The sequence below is a fragment of the Mesorhizobium sp. B4-1-3 genome (assembly GCF_006439355.1).
In the GTDB taxonomy this organism is placed as follows: domain Bacteria; phylum Pseudomonadota; class Alphaproteobacteria; order Rhizobiales; family Rhizobiaceae; genus Mesorhizobium.
On the sequence record NZ_VFTG01000029.1, the window covers coordinates 50,072 to 68,298 of the forward strand.

16 protein-coding genes and 1 pseudogene are annotated in these 18,227 nt (G+C 64.4%); 16 read left to right on the top strand and 1 reads right to left on the bottom strand.

Going from position 1 to position 18,227, the window contains the following annotated elements:
• Positions 1-127 precede the first annotated feature (127 nt).
• The 16 genes from FJW06_RS25830 (at position 128) to FJW06_RS25905 (ending at position 17,980) form a co-directional block, all read left to right on the top strand.
• A complete protein-coding gene (locus tag FJW06_RS25830; RefSeq protein ID WP_140755851.1) occupies positions 128-448 on the top strand; it encodes a DUF1330 domain-containing protein in 321 nt (106 codons plus the stop codon).
• 246 nt (positions 449-694) lie between these two features.
• Positions 695-1,612, top strand: coding sequence for an AraC family transcriptional regulator (locus FJW06_RS25835; protein WP_140755853.1), 918 nt, complete (start codon positions 695-697; stop codon positions 1,610-1,612).
• 233 nt (positions 1,613-1,845) lie between these two features.
• On the top strand, positions 1,846-2,865 hold the full coding sequence (locus FJW06_RS25840; protein ID WP_140755855.1) for a succinylglutamate desuccinylase/aspartoacylase family protein: 1,020 nt from the start codon (positions 1,846-1,848) through the stop codon (positions 2,863-2,865).
• A gap of 65 nt (positions 2,866-2,930) precedes the next feature.
• Entirely contained in the window at positions 2,931-3,998 is a 1,068-nt protein-coding gene (locus tag FJW06_RS25845) for a branched-chain amino acid aminotransferase (RefSeq protein ID WP_140755857.1), read from the top strand.
• A 185-nt stretch (positions 3,999-4,183) separates the two neighbouring features.
• The gene (locus FJW06_RS25850) at positions 4,184-5,080 is read left to right on the top strand and encodes an amidohydrolase family protein (protein ID WP_140755859.1); all 897 of its coding nucleotides are present in this window, start codon (positions 4,184-4,186) and stop codon (positions 5,078-5,080) included.
• A 42-nt stretch (positions 5,081-5,122) separates the two neighbouring features.
• A complete protein-coding gene (gene argE / locus FJW06_RS25855; RefSeq protein WP_140755861.1) occupies positions 5,123-6,283 on the top strand; it encodes an acetylornithine deacetylase in 1,161 nt (386 codons plus the stop codon).
• A 49-nt stretch (positions 6,284-6,332) separates the two neighbouring features.
• The gene (locus FJW06_RS25860) at positions 6,333-7,580 is read left to right on the top strand and encodes an ABC transporter substrate-binding protein (protein ID WP_140755863.1); all 1,248 of its coding nucleotides are present in this window, start codon (positions 6,333-6,335) and stop codon (positions 7,578-7,580) included.
• Between the two features lie 118 nt (positions 7,581-7,698).
• Positions 7,699-8,424: an ABC transporter ATP-binding protein gene (locus FJW06_RS25865; RefSeq protein WP_140755865.1), complete on the top strand. Its 726-nt coding sequence runs from the start codon at positions 7,699-7,701 to the stop codon at positions 8,422-8,424.
• Positions 8,421-9,212 (top strand): ATP-binding cassette domain-containing protein, encoded by a 792-nt coding sequence (locus FJW06_RS25870; RefSeq protein WP_140755867.1) that lies wholly within the window; start codon positions 8,421-8,423, stop codon positions 9,210-9,212. Before FJW06_RS25865 ends, FJW06_RS25870 begins: the two co-directional genes overlap by 4 nt.
• Positions 9,209-10,096, top strand: coding sequence for a branched-chain amino acid ABC transporter permease (locus FJW06_RS25875; protein WP_181178571.1), 888 nt, complete (start codon positions 9,209-9,211; stop codon positions 10,094-10,096). Before FJW06_RS25870 ends, FJW06_RS25875 begins: the two co-directional genes overlap by 4 nt.
• Complete coding sequence (locus tag FJW06_RS25880) at positions 10,096-11,970, top strand: alpha/beta fold hydrolase (RefSeq protein ID WP_140755869.1); 1,875 nt, start codon at positions 10,096-10,098, stop codon at positions 11,968-11,970. Before FJW06_RS25875 ends, FJW06_RS25880 begins: the two co-directional genes overlap by 1 nt.
• A 372-nt stretch (positions 11,971-12,342) precedes the next feature.
• Complete coding sequence (locus FJW06_RS25885) at positions 12,343-13,596, top strand: sarcosine oxidase subunit beta family protein (RefSeq protein ID WP_140755871.1); 1,254 nt, start codon at positions 12,343-12,345, stop codon at positions 13,594-13,596.
• Positions 13,597-13,610: 14 nt separating this feature from the next.
• Positions 13,611-13,880, top strand: a complete 270-nt coding sequence (locus FJW06_RS25890; RefSeq protein WP_140755873.1) for a sarcosine oxidase subunit delta — start codon at positions 13,611-13,613, stop codon at positions 13,878-13,880.
• On the top strand, positions 13,877-16,756 hold the full coding sequence (locus FJW06_RS25895) for a sarcosine oxidase subunit alpha family protein (RefSeq protein WP_140755875.1): 2,880 nt from the start codon (positions 13,877-13,879) through the stop codon (positions 16,754-16,756). Before FJW06_RS25890 ends, FJW06_RS25895 begins: the two co-directional genes overlap by 4 nt.
• On the top strand, positions 16,749-17,267 hold the full coding sequence (locus tag FJW06_RS25900; RefSeq protein ID WP_140755877.1) for a hypothetical protein: 519 nt from the start codon (positions 16,749-16,751) through the stop codon (positions 17,265-17,267). Before FJW06_RS25895 ends, FJW06_RS25900 begins: the two co-directional genes overlap by 8 nt.
• Positions 17,268-17,317: 50 nt before the next feature.
• Positions 17,318-17,980: a TetR/AcrR family transcriptional regulator gene (locus tag FJW06_RS25905; protein ID WP_140755879.1), complete on the top strand. Its 663-nt coding sequence runs from the start codon at positions 17,318-17,320 to the stop codon at positions 17,978-17,980.
• Positions 17,981-18,004: 24 nt separating this feature from the next.
• Here FJW06_RS25905 and FJW06_RS30280 read toward each other — a convergent pair.
• A pseudogene (locus FJW06_RS30280) lies at positions 18,005-18,227 on the bottom strand (peptidase S15); the annotation flags it as partial.

Consider the following 18,227-nt stretch of genomic DNA (forward strand, 5'->3'; position numbering starts at 1 on the left):
GTGCTTTCAGCTACGATTTCATCGAAACTTGGTGGTTGTACGCGCAAAATCGATAATGACAAACGAAATTTGTCGTGAATGCGCTTTGATAAAGCTATAAGCTCGATCGAAAAGCAGCGAGGAATCCATGGCCGCCTATATGATCTGCACGATGAGGGTCCACGACCCCGAGACGTACAAGAAGTACACCGCGCTCACCCCCGCCACGCTGAAGAAATACGGCGGGAAGTTCCTGACACGCGGCGACCCGGTGACCACCTGTGAGGGCGAGACCTTCACCGACCGCATGGTCATCCTCGAGTTTCCGGACGAGGCCACAGCCCGGGCCTGGTACAACGACACCGACTATCAGGCGGCGTCGAAGTTCCGCCGCGCCTCTTCCGACCGCGGACGGATGGTCCTGCAGCAGGGTCGAGGCGAAAGCGCGGCTCCCGATCCGCTCGTCTGAGCGACCGAAGCCGTTGAGCCGGCGAAGTGCGTTCTTGATGCATGTCCCCAAGAAGTGTGCAGCGGTTCTGGGATAGCGACATGCATAAAAACAAGAACTTAGAGCACGGTCCGGGGAACGCACCTTGCGATCCCGGTGAAAAGTTCATGCTACAAACGCGAGCGGGGCAGTGCGAGTTTTCCTTGAAACGCCGACCCGCTTCAGGTCGAATTTGAAAAGCGAAGTTTGGCTCCTTGGAGGCCGGCGATGAGGACCGAGAATGTGCAGGTCGCGCGGGAAGCGTATCAGAATTATGCGGAGTTCTACCGCAGGTCTTCCTATTCCGCCTTTCCCCAGCAGCATCGCACCATCGAGGGCACCGGACGCTACAGCATGATCCTGGTCGAGCAGGGGCGGCATGAGCTTGCCGACCCGGCCGTCGAGGAAGTCGTCATATCCACGCCGCTGTCGGCGCCGGCCTGTTCCTACGACTGGAACATGGGGGCCGGGTGGGCAGGGGGGAAGTCTCGCACCGGGGATCTCATCGTGGTGCCGCCCAACGTCGAGAGCCGCTGGCGCGTCGGCGGTCCCCGCAAGCTGGTCATCTTGGCGGTGCCGGTCGACCATGTCAGAAGCCTGCTCGGCCCGGAATGTCCCGACGACCTGTCATCGGCGCTCGAGCCGCTGTCCGGATCCACGGCGCCCGACACCGTTGTGAGCACGCTTCTTCAACAGCTTTGGACGCTTGGCGATCCGGACGGTCCGCTGGGCCGCATGCTGGTGGACAGCATGGTGCTTGCGCTGATCTGCCAGGTTCTCATTCTTGCGAAAGCCGGGACCCCGCATCCGGCGACCGGCGCCTTCTCCTCGCGCGATTGGCGGCGTGTCTGCGACTATATCGACGCCCATCTGCAGGAAGAAATCGCGCTCGCCGATCTCGCCCGTCTGGCTGGGTGGAGCGTGCGGCATTTCACGCGCATGTTCCGCCAGTCCACAGGCCAGACCCCGCACAACTTCATCGTGCACAGGCGCGTCGATCGCGCCAAGGATCTGCTGAGGAAACAGAAGCTGCAACTGGCCGATGTCGCGCTTACCTGCGGTTTCGCCGACCAGAGCCATTTCACCACCTGTTTTCGCAAGGCTACCGGCCTGACGCCGCTGCGCTGGCGGCGCGAGCTGGTCTGAAGGGATGGGCCTGCCCGCACGAACGCCGGCCATGGCCGATCTGCGAAAGATCGATGCATGTCTCCCGAAGCGAGAACCGGTTTCGGGACAAAGACGTGCATAGAATCAATGACTAAAGCGCATGGAGCGAATCTGAAGGATCGCGACGCGCTTTAGGCTCTATCGCGCAAGACTTGCCTTTCTCGCTCGCCCTACGCTTGCCAGTCGATGCGGATGAAGCATGGAGGGATACGATGAGCGACGACAAGTCCATGATCGGGACGAATATCGACTTCGATCGCGACGGCCTGCAGACGGGCACGCTGCGGCTGCCGCACTCCGTGCATCGCTCTGCCTATGGCCACATCGCCATCCCCATTGCGGTGGCGAAGAACGGTCAAGGCCCGACGGTCCTTTTGACGGGCGGCGTCCATGGCGACGAATATGAGGGTCCGATCGCGCTGGCGCGGCTCGTTCGCGAGCTCGACCTTTCCCGGCTTTCGGGACGGCTGATCGTCGTTCCGGCGGTCAACTATCCGGCCTTCGTCGCCGGCACCCGCACCTCGCCCGTCGACGACATCAACCTCAATCGCACCTTTCCCGGCAAGCGCAACGGCACGGCGACGGAGATGCTCGCGCATTACGTGACCACCGAGCTGCTGCCCCGCTCGGACTATCTGATCGATTTCCACGCCGGCGGCAGCTCGCTGCAATACCTGCCGACGCTGCTCGCGCCGCGCTGGTCCGATCCCGCGCAGAAAGAGCGCTTGGAAGAATTCATCGACGCCTTCGACCCGCCGAATGTGGTCTATTTCGACAGCATCCGCGCGTTGAGCGGCGAAGACCGCGTCATCGGCAACTATGCGCACCAGAACAATGTCTTCTTCGTCACCGGAGAGTTCGGCGGTGGCTCGACGGTCAACATCGAAGGATTGGCCGTGGTCGAGAACGGCCTGCGCTCGGTGCTGTCGCATCTGAAGGTGTTGGCGCTCGCAACATCCTTGCCGAAGCGGCGCGGAAAGGTGCGCCGGCTGGTGATGGACGATCCGGGCCTCTATGCCTTCGCGCCGCGCCGGGGCTTCTTCGAGCCACGTTTCGCGCTTGGCGACGAGGTGCCTGCCGGCGCGCTTGCCGGTCTGATCTACGATCTGGACAATCCCTGGGCCGAACCGGTGTCCGTCCATTTCAGGCATGGCGGTTTCGCCGTCTGCATCCGCACCTTCTCGCTGGTGGAGGCCGGCGACTGCCTTGGGCATCTGGCGTCCCCAGCCTGAACCGCATCTCGGCTGCGCGGGCACGGCCCGCGGCCCTCATCGACAATCAGGATATCCATAGCATCATGCATGACATTCCCGTCACGCGCGCCGCGGCGCGCAAGCCCATCCCGCAAGACCTCAGGGCGAGCTTCGGAGACTACTTCTCCGACCACATGTTCCAGATGGAGTATACGGAAGGACGTGGCTGGCACGCCCCACGCATCGTGCCGTTCGGCCCGCTGCAGCTCCACCCCTCATCCTCCGTCATCCAATATGCTCAGTCGATCTTCGACGGGTCCAAGGGCTATCGCCGCGAAGACGGCTCGGTCCATCTTTTCCGGCCGCAGGCTCATATCGCGCGTCTCAACCGTAGCGCCGGCGAGCTGTGCATGCCGGCGGTCGATCCCGACCTCGTGCTTGCGGCGATGCGCAAGCTGATCGATCTCGACCGCGACTGGGTGCCGGCCAAGCGTGGCAACGCCATCTATGTGCGCCAGACCATGGTGGGGACCGAGGGCTACATGGTGGTGCGGCCTTCCAGGACCTACACCTATCTCATCTTCCTCTGCCCCGTCGGCTCTTATTACTCGGAGGGCGCCGGTCCGGTCCGCATCCTCGTCTCCGAGACGCGCGTGCGCGCGGCCAAGGGCGCGATCGGCTCGGCCAAGGCAGGGGCCAACTATGCGGCGAGCCTCAAGGTGGGCCGCGAGGCGGCCGCGGCCGGCTTCAGCCAGGTTTTGTGGCTGGACAGCGTCCAGCGCCGCTATCTGGAGGAGGTCGGCACCATGAACATCATGGTGAAGATTGGCGGCCGCATCCTCACGCCGCCATTGAGCGATTCGATCCTGCCGGGCATCACGCGCGACAGCGTGCTCGCGCTTCTGCGCGACTGGGGCATGGAGGTGGCCGAGGCGCCCATCGACATCGAGGACGTCGCGGCGGCATCCAGGACGGGCGCGCTGGAGGAGATGTGGGGCGTCGGCACGGCGGCCGTGATCTCTCCCGTGGGTGAGTTCGCTTGGCGCGGCGAAAAGATCGTCGTCAATGGCGGCCAGACGGGACCGGTGGCGGCGAAGTTGTTCGAGCACCTGACGGGCCTCCATGCCGGCACCGTGCCCGACAGCCATGGCTGGTCGGTCGCCGTCGACTGAGATGGATGCCGGTGGAGTCCTTTCTGCGAAATCGTGTCCCGGAAAGACAATACCGGCATTTTTGTTGCAATCACTATGACTGCTTGGGTTGCAGGCCGGACAGGGACGGTTAGCATGCGGGTTCCGGTAGGAGTCGTGAACGCTGACCTTCCCGGTTTGGCCGCGTCTCCACACCGGGAGTATTCATGTATTCGGGACCGATCATCGATCCGCACCATCACCTGTGGGACCTTTCCATGGGCAAGCATCCATGGCTGCTGCCCACGGACCCTTCCGTGCAGGCGGTAGCCGGTCTTTCCGCGATCGCCACCAACTATCTGGTGGACGATTACGTCCGCGATTCCAGCGGTCACAACATCGTCGCCACGGTGCATATCGAGGCGTTGTGGGCGGGAGATCCGGTGGGGGAGACCCGCTGGCTGGAAACCCTGGACAAGTCGAAGGGCGTGGCCTCGCGTTACGTCGGCGGCGCCTCGCTGGGCAAGCCGGACGCGGCGGACGCTATCGCGAGACAGGCAGCGTTCGACCGGATGACCGGCATCCGGGGCATTTTGAGCTGGCACCCGGACCCGAAGAAATGCTTTGTCACCGACCCTGAGCTCGGGCGCAACCCGCAGTGGCGCCGCGATATCGCCCGGCTGCAGGAGCATGGACTCAATCTCGAGCTGATGATGTATCCCTACCAGGCCGGTATCGTGCGGGAGATCGCCGAGGCTCTTCCCGGTCTGCAGATCATCATCAATCACTGCGGCAGCCCGATCGACCGCGATCCGGAAGGCATGCAGCGCTGGCGCGACGGCCTGAAGCACATCTCCGCCTGTCCCAACATCGCCATCAAGATCTCGAACCCGGGCGCTTACGACCACAACTGGACGCTGGAAAGCGTGCGCGACGTCGCCATGCATTGCATCGACTGTTTCGGCACCGAGCGTAGCATGTTCGGCACGGATTATCCGGTCTCGAAGATCCAGATGAGCTTCGACCAGATCTACGACACCTTCAAGAAGATCGCTGCCGTCCTGTCGCCACAGGAGCAATCGCGATTGTTCCACGACAACGCCAAGCGCTTCTACCGGCTCTGACCGGCAATCATCGCTGTGCCGAACCGGCGACCAGGACAGACAATGACACATTCTTCCGCGATCGAACTCTTGAGCCGGCTGGTCGGGTTCAACACCATCAGCAGCCGGTCGAATCTGGAGGCGATCGACTTCATCAAGGCCTACCTTGCCGGTTTCGGGGTGGAGAGCGTCATCATCCCCGACGCGACCGGCACCAAGGCCAACCTGTTCGCCACGATCGGGCCGGCCGACCGTCCAGGCTATGTGCTGAGCGGCCATACCGATGTCGTCCCGGTCGAGGGGCAGGAGTGGTCGCGCGACCCGTTCAACATGTGGCGTGACGGCGACAGGCTCTATGGCCGCGGCACCTCGGACATGAAGGGTTTCATCGCCTGCGCGCTGGCCGGCGTACCCGCCATGCTGGAGAAGCCCCTTGCCGCGCCCATCCATCTGGCATGGTCTTATGACGAAGAGGTCGGATGCCTGGGTGTGCACGGCATCATCGAGCACATGGCGAAGACCTTGCCGCCGCAACTTGCCGTCTTCGTCGGCGAGCCGACCGGCATGGGCGTCGTCGGCGGCCATAAGGGAAGCGCCGGCCTGCTCACCACCGTGACAGGCAAGGCCTGTCACTCGTCGCGCCCCGACCTCGGCGTGAACGCCATCTTCCACGCCATGGACCTGATGGGAGAATTGCGCTCCTACGCGAACGAACTTCGTTCGGCCCCGGAGGCCGACTCGCCGTTCGAGGTGCCCTACACGACGGTGAGCGTCGGCGTCGTCCAGGGCGGCACCGCGCGTAACGCCATACCCGGCGATTGTGCCTTCCAATGGGATATCCGCGCTACTCGCGGCGGCGTGCTGGAGACGCTGGTGGAAAGGTTCCGGGCATTCAGCGACGGCAAGGTCGTTCCTGCCATGAAGGAAGGCTTCGCCGGATCCGCCGTGGTGACCAATATCGCCTATGACGTTCCGCCCTTCATTCCCGACGCGGGCTCGCGCGCCGAAACGCTTGCCAAGCGTTTTGCCGGCCGCAACGAGGTGACGGCCGTGAATTATGGGTCCGAGGCCGGCATCTTCCAGTCCGCCGGCATGTCGACCATCATCTGCGGTCCGGGGCGCGACAGCGAGGCGCATATAACCGACGAATGGATCGCCGTCGAACAGCTCGAACGTTGTGTCGGCTTCATCGACCGGCTGATTGACCATGCGCGTCATGCCTGAAAAGGGCCTGCCGTGGAGACTGAACATCGCAAAAATGGGGAATGATCTCATGCAGAGGGGACTACTGAGAAAAGTGCTTGTCGTCGGCGCGCTAAGCGCGTCGGCTCTGGGCATGGCAATGGGCGCGGCGGCTGCCGACGTTGTCAAGATCGGCGTGCTCGCGCCGCTTTCCGGACCTTCGGCCTCCGACGGCGCGGACTTCGTCAAGGGCGTGGAACTCGCCGTCGACGAAAGGAACGCCAAGGGCGGCGTGGCCGGCCACACGTTCGAGATCATCTCGGCCGACGTCAAGGACGGGTCGCCCGACAATGTCAGCAGCGCGGCCCAGCGACTCATCAACACCGAAGGCGTGCAAGTCGTGCTGACCGGCTATGCGAGCCTGTCGCTCTTCGAGGTCGATCTCTTCGCCGACGCCAACATGCCCTACATCTCGTCCGGCCCGTCCGGTTCGTTTGCCGGTATCGTGAGCAAGGACCCGGGGAACTATAATTGCTGCTGGTCGCTGTCGCCGTCCTACAAGGGCTACGAGACGGACGTGCTTCCCCTGGTGGAAGGGCTGATCGCCGGCGGCAAGTTCAAGCCGACGGGCAAGAAGCTGGCGATGATCTCGTCCGACAATCCTTATTCCAAGGTCATCTCGGAAGGCATGAAGAAGTCCTTCTCCGCGGCCGGCTGGACCGTGACCGTGGATGAGATGGTGCCGTTCGGCCCGGTCAACGACTGGCGCGCGATCCTTGCTAAGGTGCGGCAGGACCCGCCGGATCTCGTGGTCAACACCGACTACCAGCCCTCGAACTCCGCGCTGTTCCTGAAACAGTTCCTTGAACAGCCGACCCAGAGCCTGGTGTTCCTGCAATACGCGCCGTCGGTGCCCGAATTCGTCGACCTGACCAAGGAACAGTCGAACGGCGTCCTCTACAACCTGATCGGCGGCGCCATCGACTCGCCCGGCTGGCCGCGCGGACAGGAAGTGCTGAAGAAGTACCAGGACAAGTTCAAGGTCGCTTCGGGCGTCTACGGCTCGGCCCTCTACGAAGAGGCAGAGATGTATTTCGCGGCGATGGAGAAGGTCGGCGATCCCAAGGATCACGATGCGATCGGCAAGGCGCTCGGCGAAACCAAGTTCGACGCCGCGCCAGGGCCGGTGGAATTCGACCAGGCGACTCATCTTGCCGTGCAGGACGAGAACCACATTCCGGTGACCTTTTACCAGATCTGGGACGGCAAGCGCTTCCTGATCGGGCCGAGGAAATACGCGACTGGCGATTTCAAGCTTCCGCCTTGGATCAAGCAGTAGCAGAAGCCTACCGGTCGGCACCCGGAATGTCCGATGTGCCGGCGCGACCTATCGCGCCGGCGCTTCTTCCCGGCATCGAAGCCCAACAGCGTTCCGCTTTCGTCAAAGCAGTCTTCGCATGATCCTTACGGCTGAAAATCTTACCAAGTCCTTCGGCGGCTTGCGCGCCGTGGGCGGCGTCAGCTTTGCGCTGGCCGAGAAGGAAATACTCGGCGTCGCCGGGCCGAACGGCAGCGGCAAGAGCACGCTGTTCAACATCCTGACCAATATCCCCTTTCCGGCCGACAGCGGCCGCGTCGTTTTCGATGGCAGGGAAATCCAAAACGTGGCGCCGGAGGAGGTGAGCCGTTCGGGCATCGCCCGCACCTTCCAGCGCGAAAGCATCTTCACCTCGCTGAGCGCTATCAACAATGTGCTGGTGGCCATCGAGCACAGCGGCAAGAGGCAGGGGCCGAGGGAGAATGAGACCGCCGCGATCGGGGTGCTCGACATGGTGGGCTTTCCCCAGACGCTGCACAACGCGCCGACCGCAACGCTTCCCATCTTCTTCCGCAAGATATTGATGATAGCCAGCGCCCTGGCCATGTCGCCGCGCGTGCTTTTGCTCGACGAGCCGGCGTCGAGCCTGACGCCCGGCGAGATCGAACATATGAAGACGCTCATTCTCGGGCTGCGCCGGCGCGGCATCGCCATCCTGCTCATCGAGCACGTCCTGCCGCTGCTGATGTCCGTCTGCGACCGGCTTATCGTCCTCGACCAGGGCCGGGTGATCGCCCAGGGACTTCCCCCCGAAGTCGTTGCCGATCCGAAAGTGGTCGAAGCCTATCTGGGGCAGGCACGATGACGGACACGCTTCTCCTCGATGTCAGGAGCCTCGATGGCGGCTACGAGCCGCTGCAGATCTTCCGCAAGATCGACCTTTCGCTGGTGCAGGGCGCCAGCGTGGGGTTGTTCGGCCCGAACGGCCACGGCAAGACGACCTTCCTGAGAACCCTGTCCGGTATCATCGATCCGTGGGATGGGGACATTTTCTTCGACGGTGTCCAGCTCAATCGGCCTGGGGCGCGCGGCAGCCGGCGCTGGCGCAATTTCAACTACGACGCCATAACCCGGCGCCGGATGGATCCGAAAGCGGTGGCGCGCGCCGGGCTGATCCATGTCCCGCAGGGAAACCTGCTGTTTCCGGACATGACTGTCGCCGAAACGCTGTCGATCGCGCCCTATGCTTCCCGCGGGCGCGCCAATGCGGCGGAGGCGCTGGACAAAGTCTTCCGGCTTTTTCCCCGGGTGCACGAGCGGCTCGAGCACAAGATACGCTTCCTTTCGGGCGGCGAGCGCCAGATGGTGGCCATAGGCGTCGGGCTGATGGCGGCGCCCAAGCTTCTCATCCTCGACGAGCCGACGCTGGGGCTGTCGCCCAAGCTGCGCGGGGAACTCGCTTCGGCGATCCAGACCATCCGGGGATCCGGCGTGCCGCTGATCGTGGTCGATCAGGACATCGCCTTCCTCGAGGAGCTGATCGACACGCTCTACCTGTTCGACCACGGCCGCATCTCGCGCCGTATCGAGAAGGCCGACATGCCCACGCATGAAGAGATCATGAAACTGATGTTCGGCGAGGATCACCATTGACCCTTGAGACGCTTAACCTGATCCTGCTTGGCGGCATCGTGCTGGGCGCGCTCTATGCGCTGATGGCGACCGGGCTGGCGCTCGTTTGGACGACGCTCGGCATCTTCAATTTCGCCCACGGCACCTTCATCGCGCTCGGTGCCTACATCGCCTGGCAGATCGCCAGCACCGAGGCCTCGGGCGCCGGCCTGCTGGCCGGGGCAGCGGTCTCCATCATCGGCATGTTCGTCATCGGCATGCTCGTCTACTATCTCCTCATCAAGCCTTTCGAACGAAGCCCGGACATCGTGGTGAAATCCGTCATCACCACGCTGGCGGGCGCCACCATCCTGGAAAACGTCATCAATCTCGTCTGGGGACCGCGCAACAAGCAGCTCTCTCCGCTGCTCGGCGGCGACATGTCGGTGCTCGGCATCACCATATCCCGTAACGAGATGGCGGTGGTGGCGCTGGCGCTGGTCATCCTGGCGGCGCTCGGCGCGTTCCTGCAGCGCGCGCCGCTTGGTCGCGCCATGCGCGCCGTGGCGCAGAACCGTGAGGCGGCGCAGCTCATGGGCATCGATGTCGAGCGGCTCTACGCGATCGCCTTCGGCCTGTCGGCGGCGCTGGCGGCACTGGCCGGCATCCTGATCGGCTCCACCCGCTTCATGAACCCCTCGATGGGCTCCGACCCGCTGATGAAAGCGCTGATCGTGGTGATTTTCGGCGGCATCGCGCGCTTCACCGGCCCGATCTACGCGGCCTTCATCGTTGGCTTGCTCGAGGCTGTCATGACCTACCTCGTCGGCCTCTACTGGAGCCCGACGGTGCTTTTCGCCATCATGATCGTCGTACTTGTCGCCAAGCCAGAAGGCCTGTTTGGCCGATACAGGAAATCCGTCTGATGCGGTACAGCCCGTCCTTCGCCCGCAGTTCCGGGCTGATCCCGGTCCTGATCGTCCTGGCCGTGCTGGCGCTTGTGCCGCTGCTTTCGTCGAGCATGTATCTGCGGCATCTCCTGGTGCTGGCCTTCGTGTTCGGCATCGTGGCCTCGAGCTGGGACCTCAGCCTTGGGTATGGCGGTCTGTTCAATTTCGCCCATGTTGCGCTCTTCACCATCGGCACCTACGCGTTCGGACTGGTCGGCCAGACTCTCAGCCTGTCGCCATGGCTGGGCATAGCCTTCGCCGGTGTCGCCGCGGGCCTTGTCGCGGCTCTCATAACGCTGCCCATCCTGAGGCTTTCAGGCATCTACATCATCCTGGTGACCATCGCCGCCTCGCAGGTGCTCTACCAGATCATCATCAGCCAATCCGACATAACCGGCGGCACGTCGGGCATGGTGAGCCTGCCGGCGCTCGAGCTCTTCGGCTACCGCTTCAATCGCGGCGGCAAGGTCGGCTATTATTACCTGGCCCTGCTGATGCTGGTGGCCTCCACCATCATCCTGTACAAGATCACCCGCTCGCGTTTCGGCCGCGCCATCGTGGCCATGCGCGACCACAAATATTACGCCATCTCGCGCGGCATGTCGGAAACGCGCACCCGGCTGTTCACGCTGACGGTGAGCGCGGCGCTGAGCGGCGTGGCCGGCGGTTTCTACGGCTCCTACATGCGGGTTGCCTCTCCTGACAATTTCGGCCTCGGGCTGCTCGGCCTGCTGCTCTCGATGCTTTTGCTCGGCGGCGCCGGAACGATCTGGGGCCCGATCCTCGCGGCCTTCTTCGTGACCATGGTGTCGGAGGTCTTCGCCGCCTACGGCGCTTGGCGCAACATCATCATGTCGCTGTTGCTGATCGTCATCTTGATCTTCTATCCGGGCGGGCTGTGGGCATTGCTGCAGACGCTTCGCGAAGCGCTCGACGTGGCGCGTTCGCAGACGACGGCCAGGCTGCGCCGCCGCTTCGGCCTCGGCCAACGAGAGGCGATGACCGGAGCGCGTGAGGCGATGGTCGCCACTCGCCATGGCAGGATCGCCGTCGCGGACACCGGCGGCGACAAGCCGGCGCTTCTGCTCATCCACGGCAACTCCTCCGCCAAGGAGGTGTTCGCCAACCAGTTCAAGGCGCTCCGCGACCGCTATCGCGTCATCTCCTTCGACCTGCCTGGCCATGGCGTGTCCGACAATGCCGATCCGGAAAAGGACTATAGCGTCGAAGCCTTCGCCGACGTGGCCGAAGACGTGCTCAAAGCACTCGGCGCGGCAAACCCGTTTGTGTTCGGATGGTCGCTGGGCGGCTACATCGCCATCGAGCTTGCGGCCCGCGGCTACCCCGTGAGGGCGCTTGCCATATCCGGCACGCCGCCGCTCAGGGTCGTTCCGGAAGATGTCGGCCGCGCCTATGACGCGACCAGCCATTTCGTCCTGGCGAGCAAGACCTTCCTGTCGCCGGCCGAGAGCCGCGACTTCGCCGCTTCGACGACCGGTCCGAAGACGGCGGAGACGCTTCACCTCCACCGAGCCGTGCGAAGGACCGACGGGCGTGCCCGCGCCTACACGCTGGGCAAGCTCCAGATCGTCGACTGGCCGCGACAGATGCGCTTCCTGCGCTCGGCCACGGTGCCATTCGCCATCCTGAACGGCTCGAACGATCCTTTCCTGAACCATCGATATTTCCGGGACCTCAAGCTTGAGCAGTGGACAGGCGAGCCGAACGACATCCAGGACGGCAAGCATGCGCCCTTCCTGCTGAAGCCGGCGATCTTCAACGAAAAGCTCACCGCTTTCCTGCAGGCCGCCGAAGCAGCAAGCCGGCATGACGCCGACGTGGTCGCCTGATCCAGACCGGAAACTTGCCAAGAGAGCCGGGCGCAAACCAAAGAGATCCAGCCTCCGGGGGGCCCTGCTTGCGGGGCGCTTTCGCTTCGCTCCTCCGAGCGCGCGCCGGAGTGGCTCTGATGAGCATGCCGGCGCTTGCAGGATCGAACATCCCGAAATCTGTGAAAGGCGCGGAAGCGCGCCATACGCTTTGAATGGACACAGGTGTACATTCGCGCTAGATGTGCACTTGGCTTTGCTTTGGGATGTTCGGCACCAACAGCAAAGCAGGTATCTTAAGGGGCAATCGATGCACATGTTCGAGTTGGGGACACGGCGGCCAAGCCCTTGCGGTGGAGCGGTGTCTCCGGCCTGTGACGACGGTTTGGGCGCATGACAAGGCAGTACTCGGCGCTTTCGCTCTTCAAGGAAGGCATTGCCGGTCAGACCGGTTGGGAAAAGGCCTGGCGCTCTCCCGATCCGAAACCGCGCTACGACGCGGTCATCATCGGCGGCGGCGGGCATGGGCTTGCCACCGCCTATTACCTCGCCAAAAATCACGGCGTCACCAACGTCGCACTGCTGGAGAAAGGCTGGATCGGCGGCGGCAATACCGGCCGCAACACCACCGTGGTACGCTCCAATTACTTCTACCCTGAAAGCGCGGCGATCTACGGGCTGGCTCACAGCCTCTACAAGACGCTCTCGGCGGACCTGAACTACAACGTGATGTTTTCGGCGCGCGGCATCCTCACCCTCGCGCACAGCGAAGCGGGAATGGAAACCGCCGCGCGGTCGGTCAACGCCATACAGGTCAACGGCATCGACTGCGAGTTGTTCTCGGTCGAGGATGTGCGTCGCGTCGTGCCGATCTACAATTTCAGCCCTGACACACGCTTCCCCGTCTACGGCGGCACCTGGCAGCCGAGCGGCGGCACCGCCCGCCACGACGCCGTCGCCTGGGGCTATGCTCGCGCGGCGAGCCGTCTCGGTGTCGACATCATCCAGAACTGCGAGATCACCGACTTCATCATCGAGAACGGGCGCTGCCGCGGCGTCGTCACCTCGCGCGGCGCGATCCGGGCCGAGCGTACGGGCATGGCGGTCGCCGGTCATTCGTCGGTGCTGGCGGCGAAAGCGGGATTCCGGCTGCCGGTCAATTCCTACGCGTTGCAGGCCTGCGTGTCCGAACCGGTCAAGCCGATCATCGACACGGTGGTGATTTCGCCGGACACGGGCGTCTATGTCAGCCAGTCGGACAAGGGCGAACTGGTGATCGGCGGCGCGCTCGACCGCATCCCGTCCTACGGACAGCGCGGCAACCTGCCGGTGCTGGAAGGCGTGATCGCCGGCATGCTCGAGATGTTCCCGATCTTCGGCCAGTTGAAGATGATGCGGCAATGGGCCGGCATCGTCGACGTCGTCCCGGATTCTTCGCCCATCATCGGCGAGTCGCCGCTGCCCGGCCTGTTCCTGAATTGCGGCTGGGGTACGGGCGGCTTCAAGGCGATTCCCGCCGGTGGCACGCTGCTTGCCCATCTGCTTGCCACCGGCAGGCATCACGACATCAGCCGTCCCTTCGATCTCGACCGCTTCGCCCGCGGCCGGCTGGTCGACGAGGCCGCCGGTTCCGGCATTGCCCATTGAAGGTTTAGAACAAGATGCAGCTCTTTCCCTGCCCGTTCTGCGGGCCGCGCGAAGAAAGCGAGTTTCACTATGGCGGCGAGGCCGGCAATCTGAGGCCCGACGGCAGTGATGTGACCGCCGAGCGCTGGGCCGGTTATCTCCACATGCGCGACAATCTCAAGGGGCCGACCCGCGAGATCTGGGTGCATCTGACCTGCGGCGAGTTCTTTGCGATGGGTCGCGACAGCGTCAATCACAAGGTGTCCGGCTCATCCGTGCTCGGCGAAGCGGAGCACGGACGATGAGCGCGTCCCGTCTCACAACCGGTGGCAGCGACATCGACCGCGACCGTCCGCTGAGCTTCACCTTCGACGGCAGGCGCGTGCAGGGTTTCGCGGGCGACACGATCGCCTCGGCCTTGCTCGCGAGCGGCCAGGCTGTCGTCGGCCGCAGCTTCAAATACCATCGCCCGCGCGGCATCTGGGGCTCCGGCGTCGAGGAGCCCAACGCATTGGTCGATGTCGAGAGCGTGGCCGGCCGCGTGCCGAATGCGCGCGCCACGACCGTAAAAGCCATGGAAGGCATCAAGGTCAGGAGCGTCAACGCTACGCCGACGGCCGAGAACGACCGCAATGCGGTTCTGGACCGCTTCGCCCGCTTCCTGCCCGCCGCCTTCTACTACAAGACCTTCATGTGGCCGGACTGGCACCTGTTCGAGCCGCGCATCCGCGCCATGGCCGGACTTGGCGTCGTCGATCCAGACTGGCAGCCGCATCAGGTCTCGGACCAGGTCAACCATCATTGCGACGTCCTGGTGGTCGGCGCCGGACCCGCCGGTCTTGCCGCGGCGGCCAGCGCGGCGGCGGCCGGACACTCGATCGTCCTGGTCGACGACGGGGCGCATCCCGGCGGGTCGCTGCGTCATCGCGCCGGCGAAGTCGATGGCGTCGAGGGCAGGTCGTGGGTCGAGGCGACGGTTGCCAGGCTGAAGGGCGGCGGTCAGCTGGTGCTGAGCGAGACGACCGCTTTCGGCCTCTACGACCACAATCTGGTCGCGCTCAACCAACGCCACTCCGACGGCCGGCCGGACACGCTTTGGCGCGTGCGGCCCCGTCGCATCGTGCTGGCGACGGGCGCGATCGAACGGCCCGTGCCGTTCGCCAACAACGACCTTCCCGGAATCCTGTCCGCCGATGCCGCGCTCAGCTACCTACGCCGGCATGGCGTGCTTGTCGGCCGCGACATCGTGATCGCGACCAACAACGACAGCGCCTATGAGCCGGCCTTGGCGTTGGCCGCGGCCGGCGCTTCGGTGACGGTGGTGGACTGCCGGCGCGCCGGCGATGCGCAAGCGAAGGGCGGTATTCGCGTTCTGGCGGGTCGTACGATCACGGCGGCGCGCGGGCGCAACGCCGTACAGAGTGTCCTGCTGGACGACGGCACGGCGCTCGCCGCCGATTGCGTCCTCGTCTCCGGCGGCTGGACACCCACCGTGCACCTGTTCTCGCAGGCGAAGGGCAAGCTCGCCTGGAGCGGCCCGCTGGCGGCCTTCATCCCCGGCGAAGCCATCGACGGGATCGGCGTCGCCGGCGCCGTGGCTGGCACGGTCTCGCTTTCGGATGCCTTGGCCAGCGGCGCCGCGGCCCCCGGCGACTTCGGCTCGTCGTCGCCCGCGCCTCGCGGCACGGGAGTGGAAGCAACGCTTGGCGTCATCAGCCTGTGGCCGAAGCCCAAGGCTAAGGGCCGCGTTTGGATCGACTATCAGAGCGACGTCACCGCCAAGGACGTCGAGCTCGCGGCGCGGGAGAACTTCGTCTCGGTCGAACACCTGAAGCGCTACACCACGCTCGGCATGGCGACCGACCAGGGCAAGACCTCGAATCTGAATGGGCTAGCGCTGCTGGCTGACATCACCGGACGCGGCATCGCGGAAGTCGGCACGACGACCTACCGGCCGCCCTTCACGCCTGTCCCGTTCGCCAGTCTTGCGGGAGCGCGCCGGGGCAGCATGCACGCTCCGGTCCGCCGTCTGCCGCTGGAGGCAAACCATCGCGCCGCCGACGCCGCGTTCCAGGAATATGGCGGTTGGCTGAGGCCGGCCTATTATGGCGGCGGCGAAGCCGGTGCCTCGATCCAGGACGAGGCGCGGCGGGCCCGGCAATCCGTGGCGCTCTTCGACGGCTCGACGCTGGGCAAGATCGAGGTGATCGGCCCGCGCGCGGCCGAGTTCGTCGACTTCATCTACTACAACACCATGTCGACCCTGAAGCCGGGCCATTGCCGCTACGGCTTCATGCTGTCGGAAAATGGCGTCGTCTTCGATGACGGCGTCCTGGTTCGTCTGGACGAGCATCGCTTCATCGTCTCCTGCTCGTCGTCGCATGTCGCCGCGGTTCATGCGCGCCTCGAAGAATGGCGGCAGGACCGCTTCGGCCGCGATGCGGTCTATGTCCACAATGCCACCGCGCAATACGCCACCTTGACGGTGTCGGGTCCGAATGCGCGCCAGGTCGTCGAAGCGCTCGATCTGGGCGCAGCACTGGACGATGCGAGCCTGCCGCATATGGCGGTCGCCATCGGCCGCTTTGCCGGAGACGAGGTACGTATCGCCCGGGTCTCCTTCACCGGCGACCGCAGCTACGAGATATCCATCCGCGCCGACCGGGCGGAGGCGTTGTGGGCCAGGATGCAGCAGGAGGGCCGCGCCTTCGACGCCGTGCTGCTCGGGCTCGAATCGCTGATGATCCTGCGCGCCGAGAAGGGCTATATCGTCATCGGCAAGGACACCGACGGAACCACCATGCCGCACGATCTCGGCGTCGCCGGCCCCAGGGCCAAGCGCGCCAACGAGTTCGTCGGCCGGCGCTCGCTTTTCACGGAAGCAGCAAACAGCACGGACCGCAACCAGCTCGTCGGCCTTGCGTTGCGCGAAGGCGAGACGCCGCTCGCGACCGGCGCGCATGGCGTGGAGAAGCGCGACGGCCGCCTCAGAAGCATCGGCTTCGTCACCTCCAGCTATCAGAGCCCGACCCTGGGACGCCCGGTTGCGCTCGCGCTCATTGAGCGGGGCGCGGCGCGGCACGGCGAAACCATCGATGTTCAACATCTGGGTGTCGTGCGGCAGGCGAGAATCGTCGCGCCTTGCGCCTTCGACCCGGAGGGAAGGCGGCTCCATGCGTAACCTTGCCGAAAAATGGCCGGCGGCGCCCGACTGGGCTACCGCTACGCTTAGCAAAGGCGGTGTCAGCGTGCGGACGCTTGGCGGGCTGAACCAGTTGCTGGTCAGCGGCGATCTCGCGGCCTGGTCGAAGGCTTCCGGGCTCGCTGGCGAAGGCGTCGGCGCTGGCGCAATCGCCAGCGGCGACAGATACATGGTGCGGATCGCGCGCGACCGCCTTCTTGCGGTCGGCGAACAGCCGTTCTCCGTTGCCGCCGGTTGGCACGCGGCCGGTTTCGCGGTCACGGTCATGGATGCCGGACTGCACGTGTTCGAGATCGAGGGGTCGGATGTGGAGCGCCTGATCGCCAGGGGCACGGCGCTCGATCCGGGAGCGGCAAGCCGCTCGGCTTCGATCCTTTTCGCCGGCGTCGGCGTTCTCTTCTACCGGTTCGGCGATCGGGCGCGTTTCCACGTCGACCGGGGCCTTGCTCCCTATCTTTGGGAGTGGCTCGAACAGGTGCAAGTGTTGTAGCGGGGTGGTTTCAGGTCTATCTAGCCGCGTTCAAACTTGGCCGGCACGCTATGCTCTCCGATTCCAATGCTGATGAAGTCGTGCGGCGGTCCGGTCTGATCGGCAACACCAAGGTGACGCGCGAGGACTGGATGAGCCTCGCGCTGGAGACGTTGATCTCCGAGGGCGTGGAGGCCGTGCGCGTGCTTGCGCTCGGGCAGAAGCTGAACGTCTCGCGTTCCAGTTTCTACTGGTACTTCAAGAGCCGCCAGGACCTGCTCGACCAGTTGCTGGACTACTGGCGCAACAACAACACCCGTTTCATCGTCGAGCAGGCCGGACGGCCCGCCGTGTCGATCACGCAGGCGGTGCTCAATGTCTTCGAGTGCTGGCTGGACGAGAAGCTGTTCAATCCGCGGCTGGATTTCGCCGTGCGCGCCTGGTCGCGCCAGTCCGCCGAAGTGCATCGGATCGTCAACGAGGAAGACGACACGCGGGTCGACGCCATACGGGCGATGTTCTCACGGCACGGTTATGCCGAAACGGAAGCGTTCGTGCGGGCGCGCGTGCTCTATTTCACGCAGATCGGCTATTACTCGCTCGAGATCGTCGAGCCGGTAAGCAACCGTCTTTTCCTGACCCCGGCCTACCTGCTCACGCATACCGGCAAGGAACCTCGCGCAGGGGAGGTCGAGGCCTTCGCCGAAAAGATGCTGCTGAAAAGCCCCGGCTGACCGGCCGCGCCGTCCACGATCACGTCAATTCAGGTCTCGTGGAAACTCCTTGACCTCCTCGCGATCGACCACGACCTCTTCACCGGTGCGCGCGACGAGATGCGTTTCCATGCGCCAGACATCGCGCAACGCACGCACCGTGGCGGATACCGAAACGCGAGCGTTCCAGTCGCCGCGCGAATAGGTCTTGTCCCAGGTCACGGTTCCGCGCGCTGAGTTCGGATCATCCGGATGGACGGTGAAGATC

Coding starts and splice junctions, on each gene's coding strand:
- FJW06_RS25830 (WP_140755851.1), top strand. CDS start 128: ATGGCCGCCTATATGATCTGCACGATGAGGGTCCACGACCCCGAGACG.
- FJW06_RS25835 (WP_140755853.1), top strand. CDS start 695: ATGAGGACCGAGAATGTGCAGGTCGCGCGGGAAGCGTATCAGAATTAT.
- FJW06_RS25840 (WP_140755855.1), top strand. CDS start 1,846: ATGAGCGACGACAAGTCCATGATCGGGACGAATATCGACTTCGATCGC.
- FJW06_RS25845 (WP_140755857.1), top strand. CDS start 2,931: ATGCATGACATTCCCGTCACGCGCGCCGCGGCGCGCAAGCCCATCCCG.
- FJW06_RS25850 (WP_140755859.1), top strand. CDS start 4,184: ATGTATTCGGGACCGATCATCGATCCGCACCATCACCTGTGGGACCTT.
- argE (WP_140755861.1), top strand. CDS start 5,123: ATGACACATTCTTCCGCGATCGAACTCTTGAGCCGGCTGGTCGGGTTC.
- FJW06_RS25860 (WP_140755863.1), top strand. CDS start 6,333: ATGCAGAGGGGACTACTGAGAAAAGTGCTTGTCGTCGGCGCGCTAAGC.
- FJW06_RS25865 (WP_140755865.1), top strand. CDS start 7,699: ATGATCCTTACGGCTGAAAATCTTACCAAGTCCTTCGGCGGCTTGCGC.
- FJW06_RS25870 (WP_140755867.1), top strand. CDS start 8,421: ATGACGGACACGCTTCTCCTCGATGTCAGGAGCCTCGATGGCGGCTAC.
- FJW06_RS25880 (WP_140755869.1), top strand. CDS start 10,096: ATGCGGTACAGCCCGTCCTTCGCCCGCAGTTCCGGGCTGATCCCGGTC.
- FJW06_RS25885 (WP_140755871.1), top strand. CDS start 12,343: ATGACAAGGCAGTACTCGGCGCTTTCGCTCTTCAAGGAAGGCATTGCC.
- FJW06_RS25890 (WP_140755873.1), top strand. CDS start 13,611: ATGCAGCTCTTTCCCTGCCCGTTCTGCGGGCCGCGCGAAGAAAGCGAG.
- FJW06_RS25895 (WP_140755875.1), top strand. CDS start 13,877: ATGAGCGCGTCCCGTCTCACAACCGGTGGCAGCGACATCGACCGCGAC.
- FJW06_RS25900 (WP_140755877.1), top strand. CDS start 16,749: ATGCGTAACCTTGCCGAAAAATGGCCGGCGGCGCCCGACTGGGCTACC.
- FJW06_RS25905 (WP_140755879.1), top strand. CDS start 17,318: ATGCTCTCCGATTCCAATGCTGATGAAGTCGTGCGGCGGTCCGGTCTG.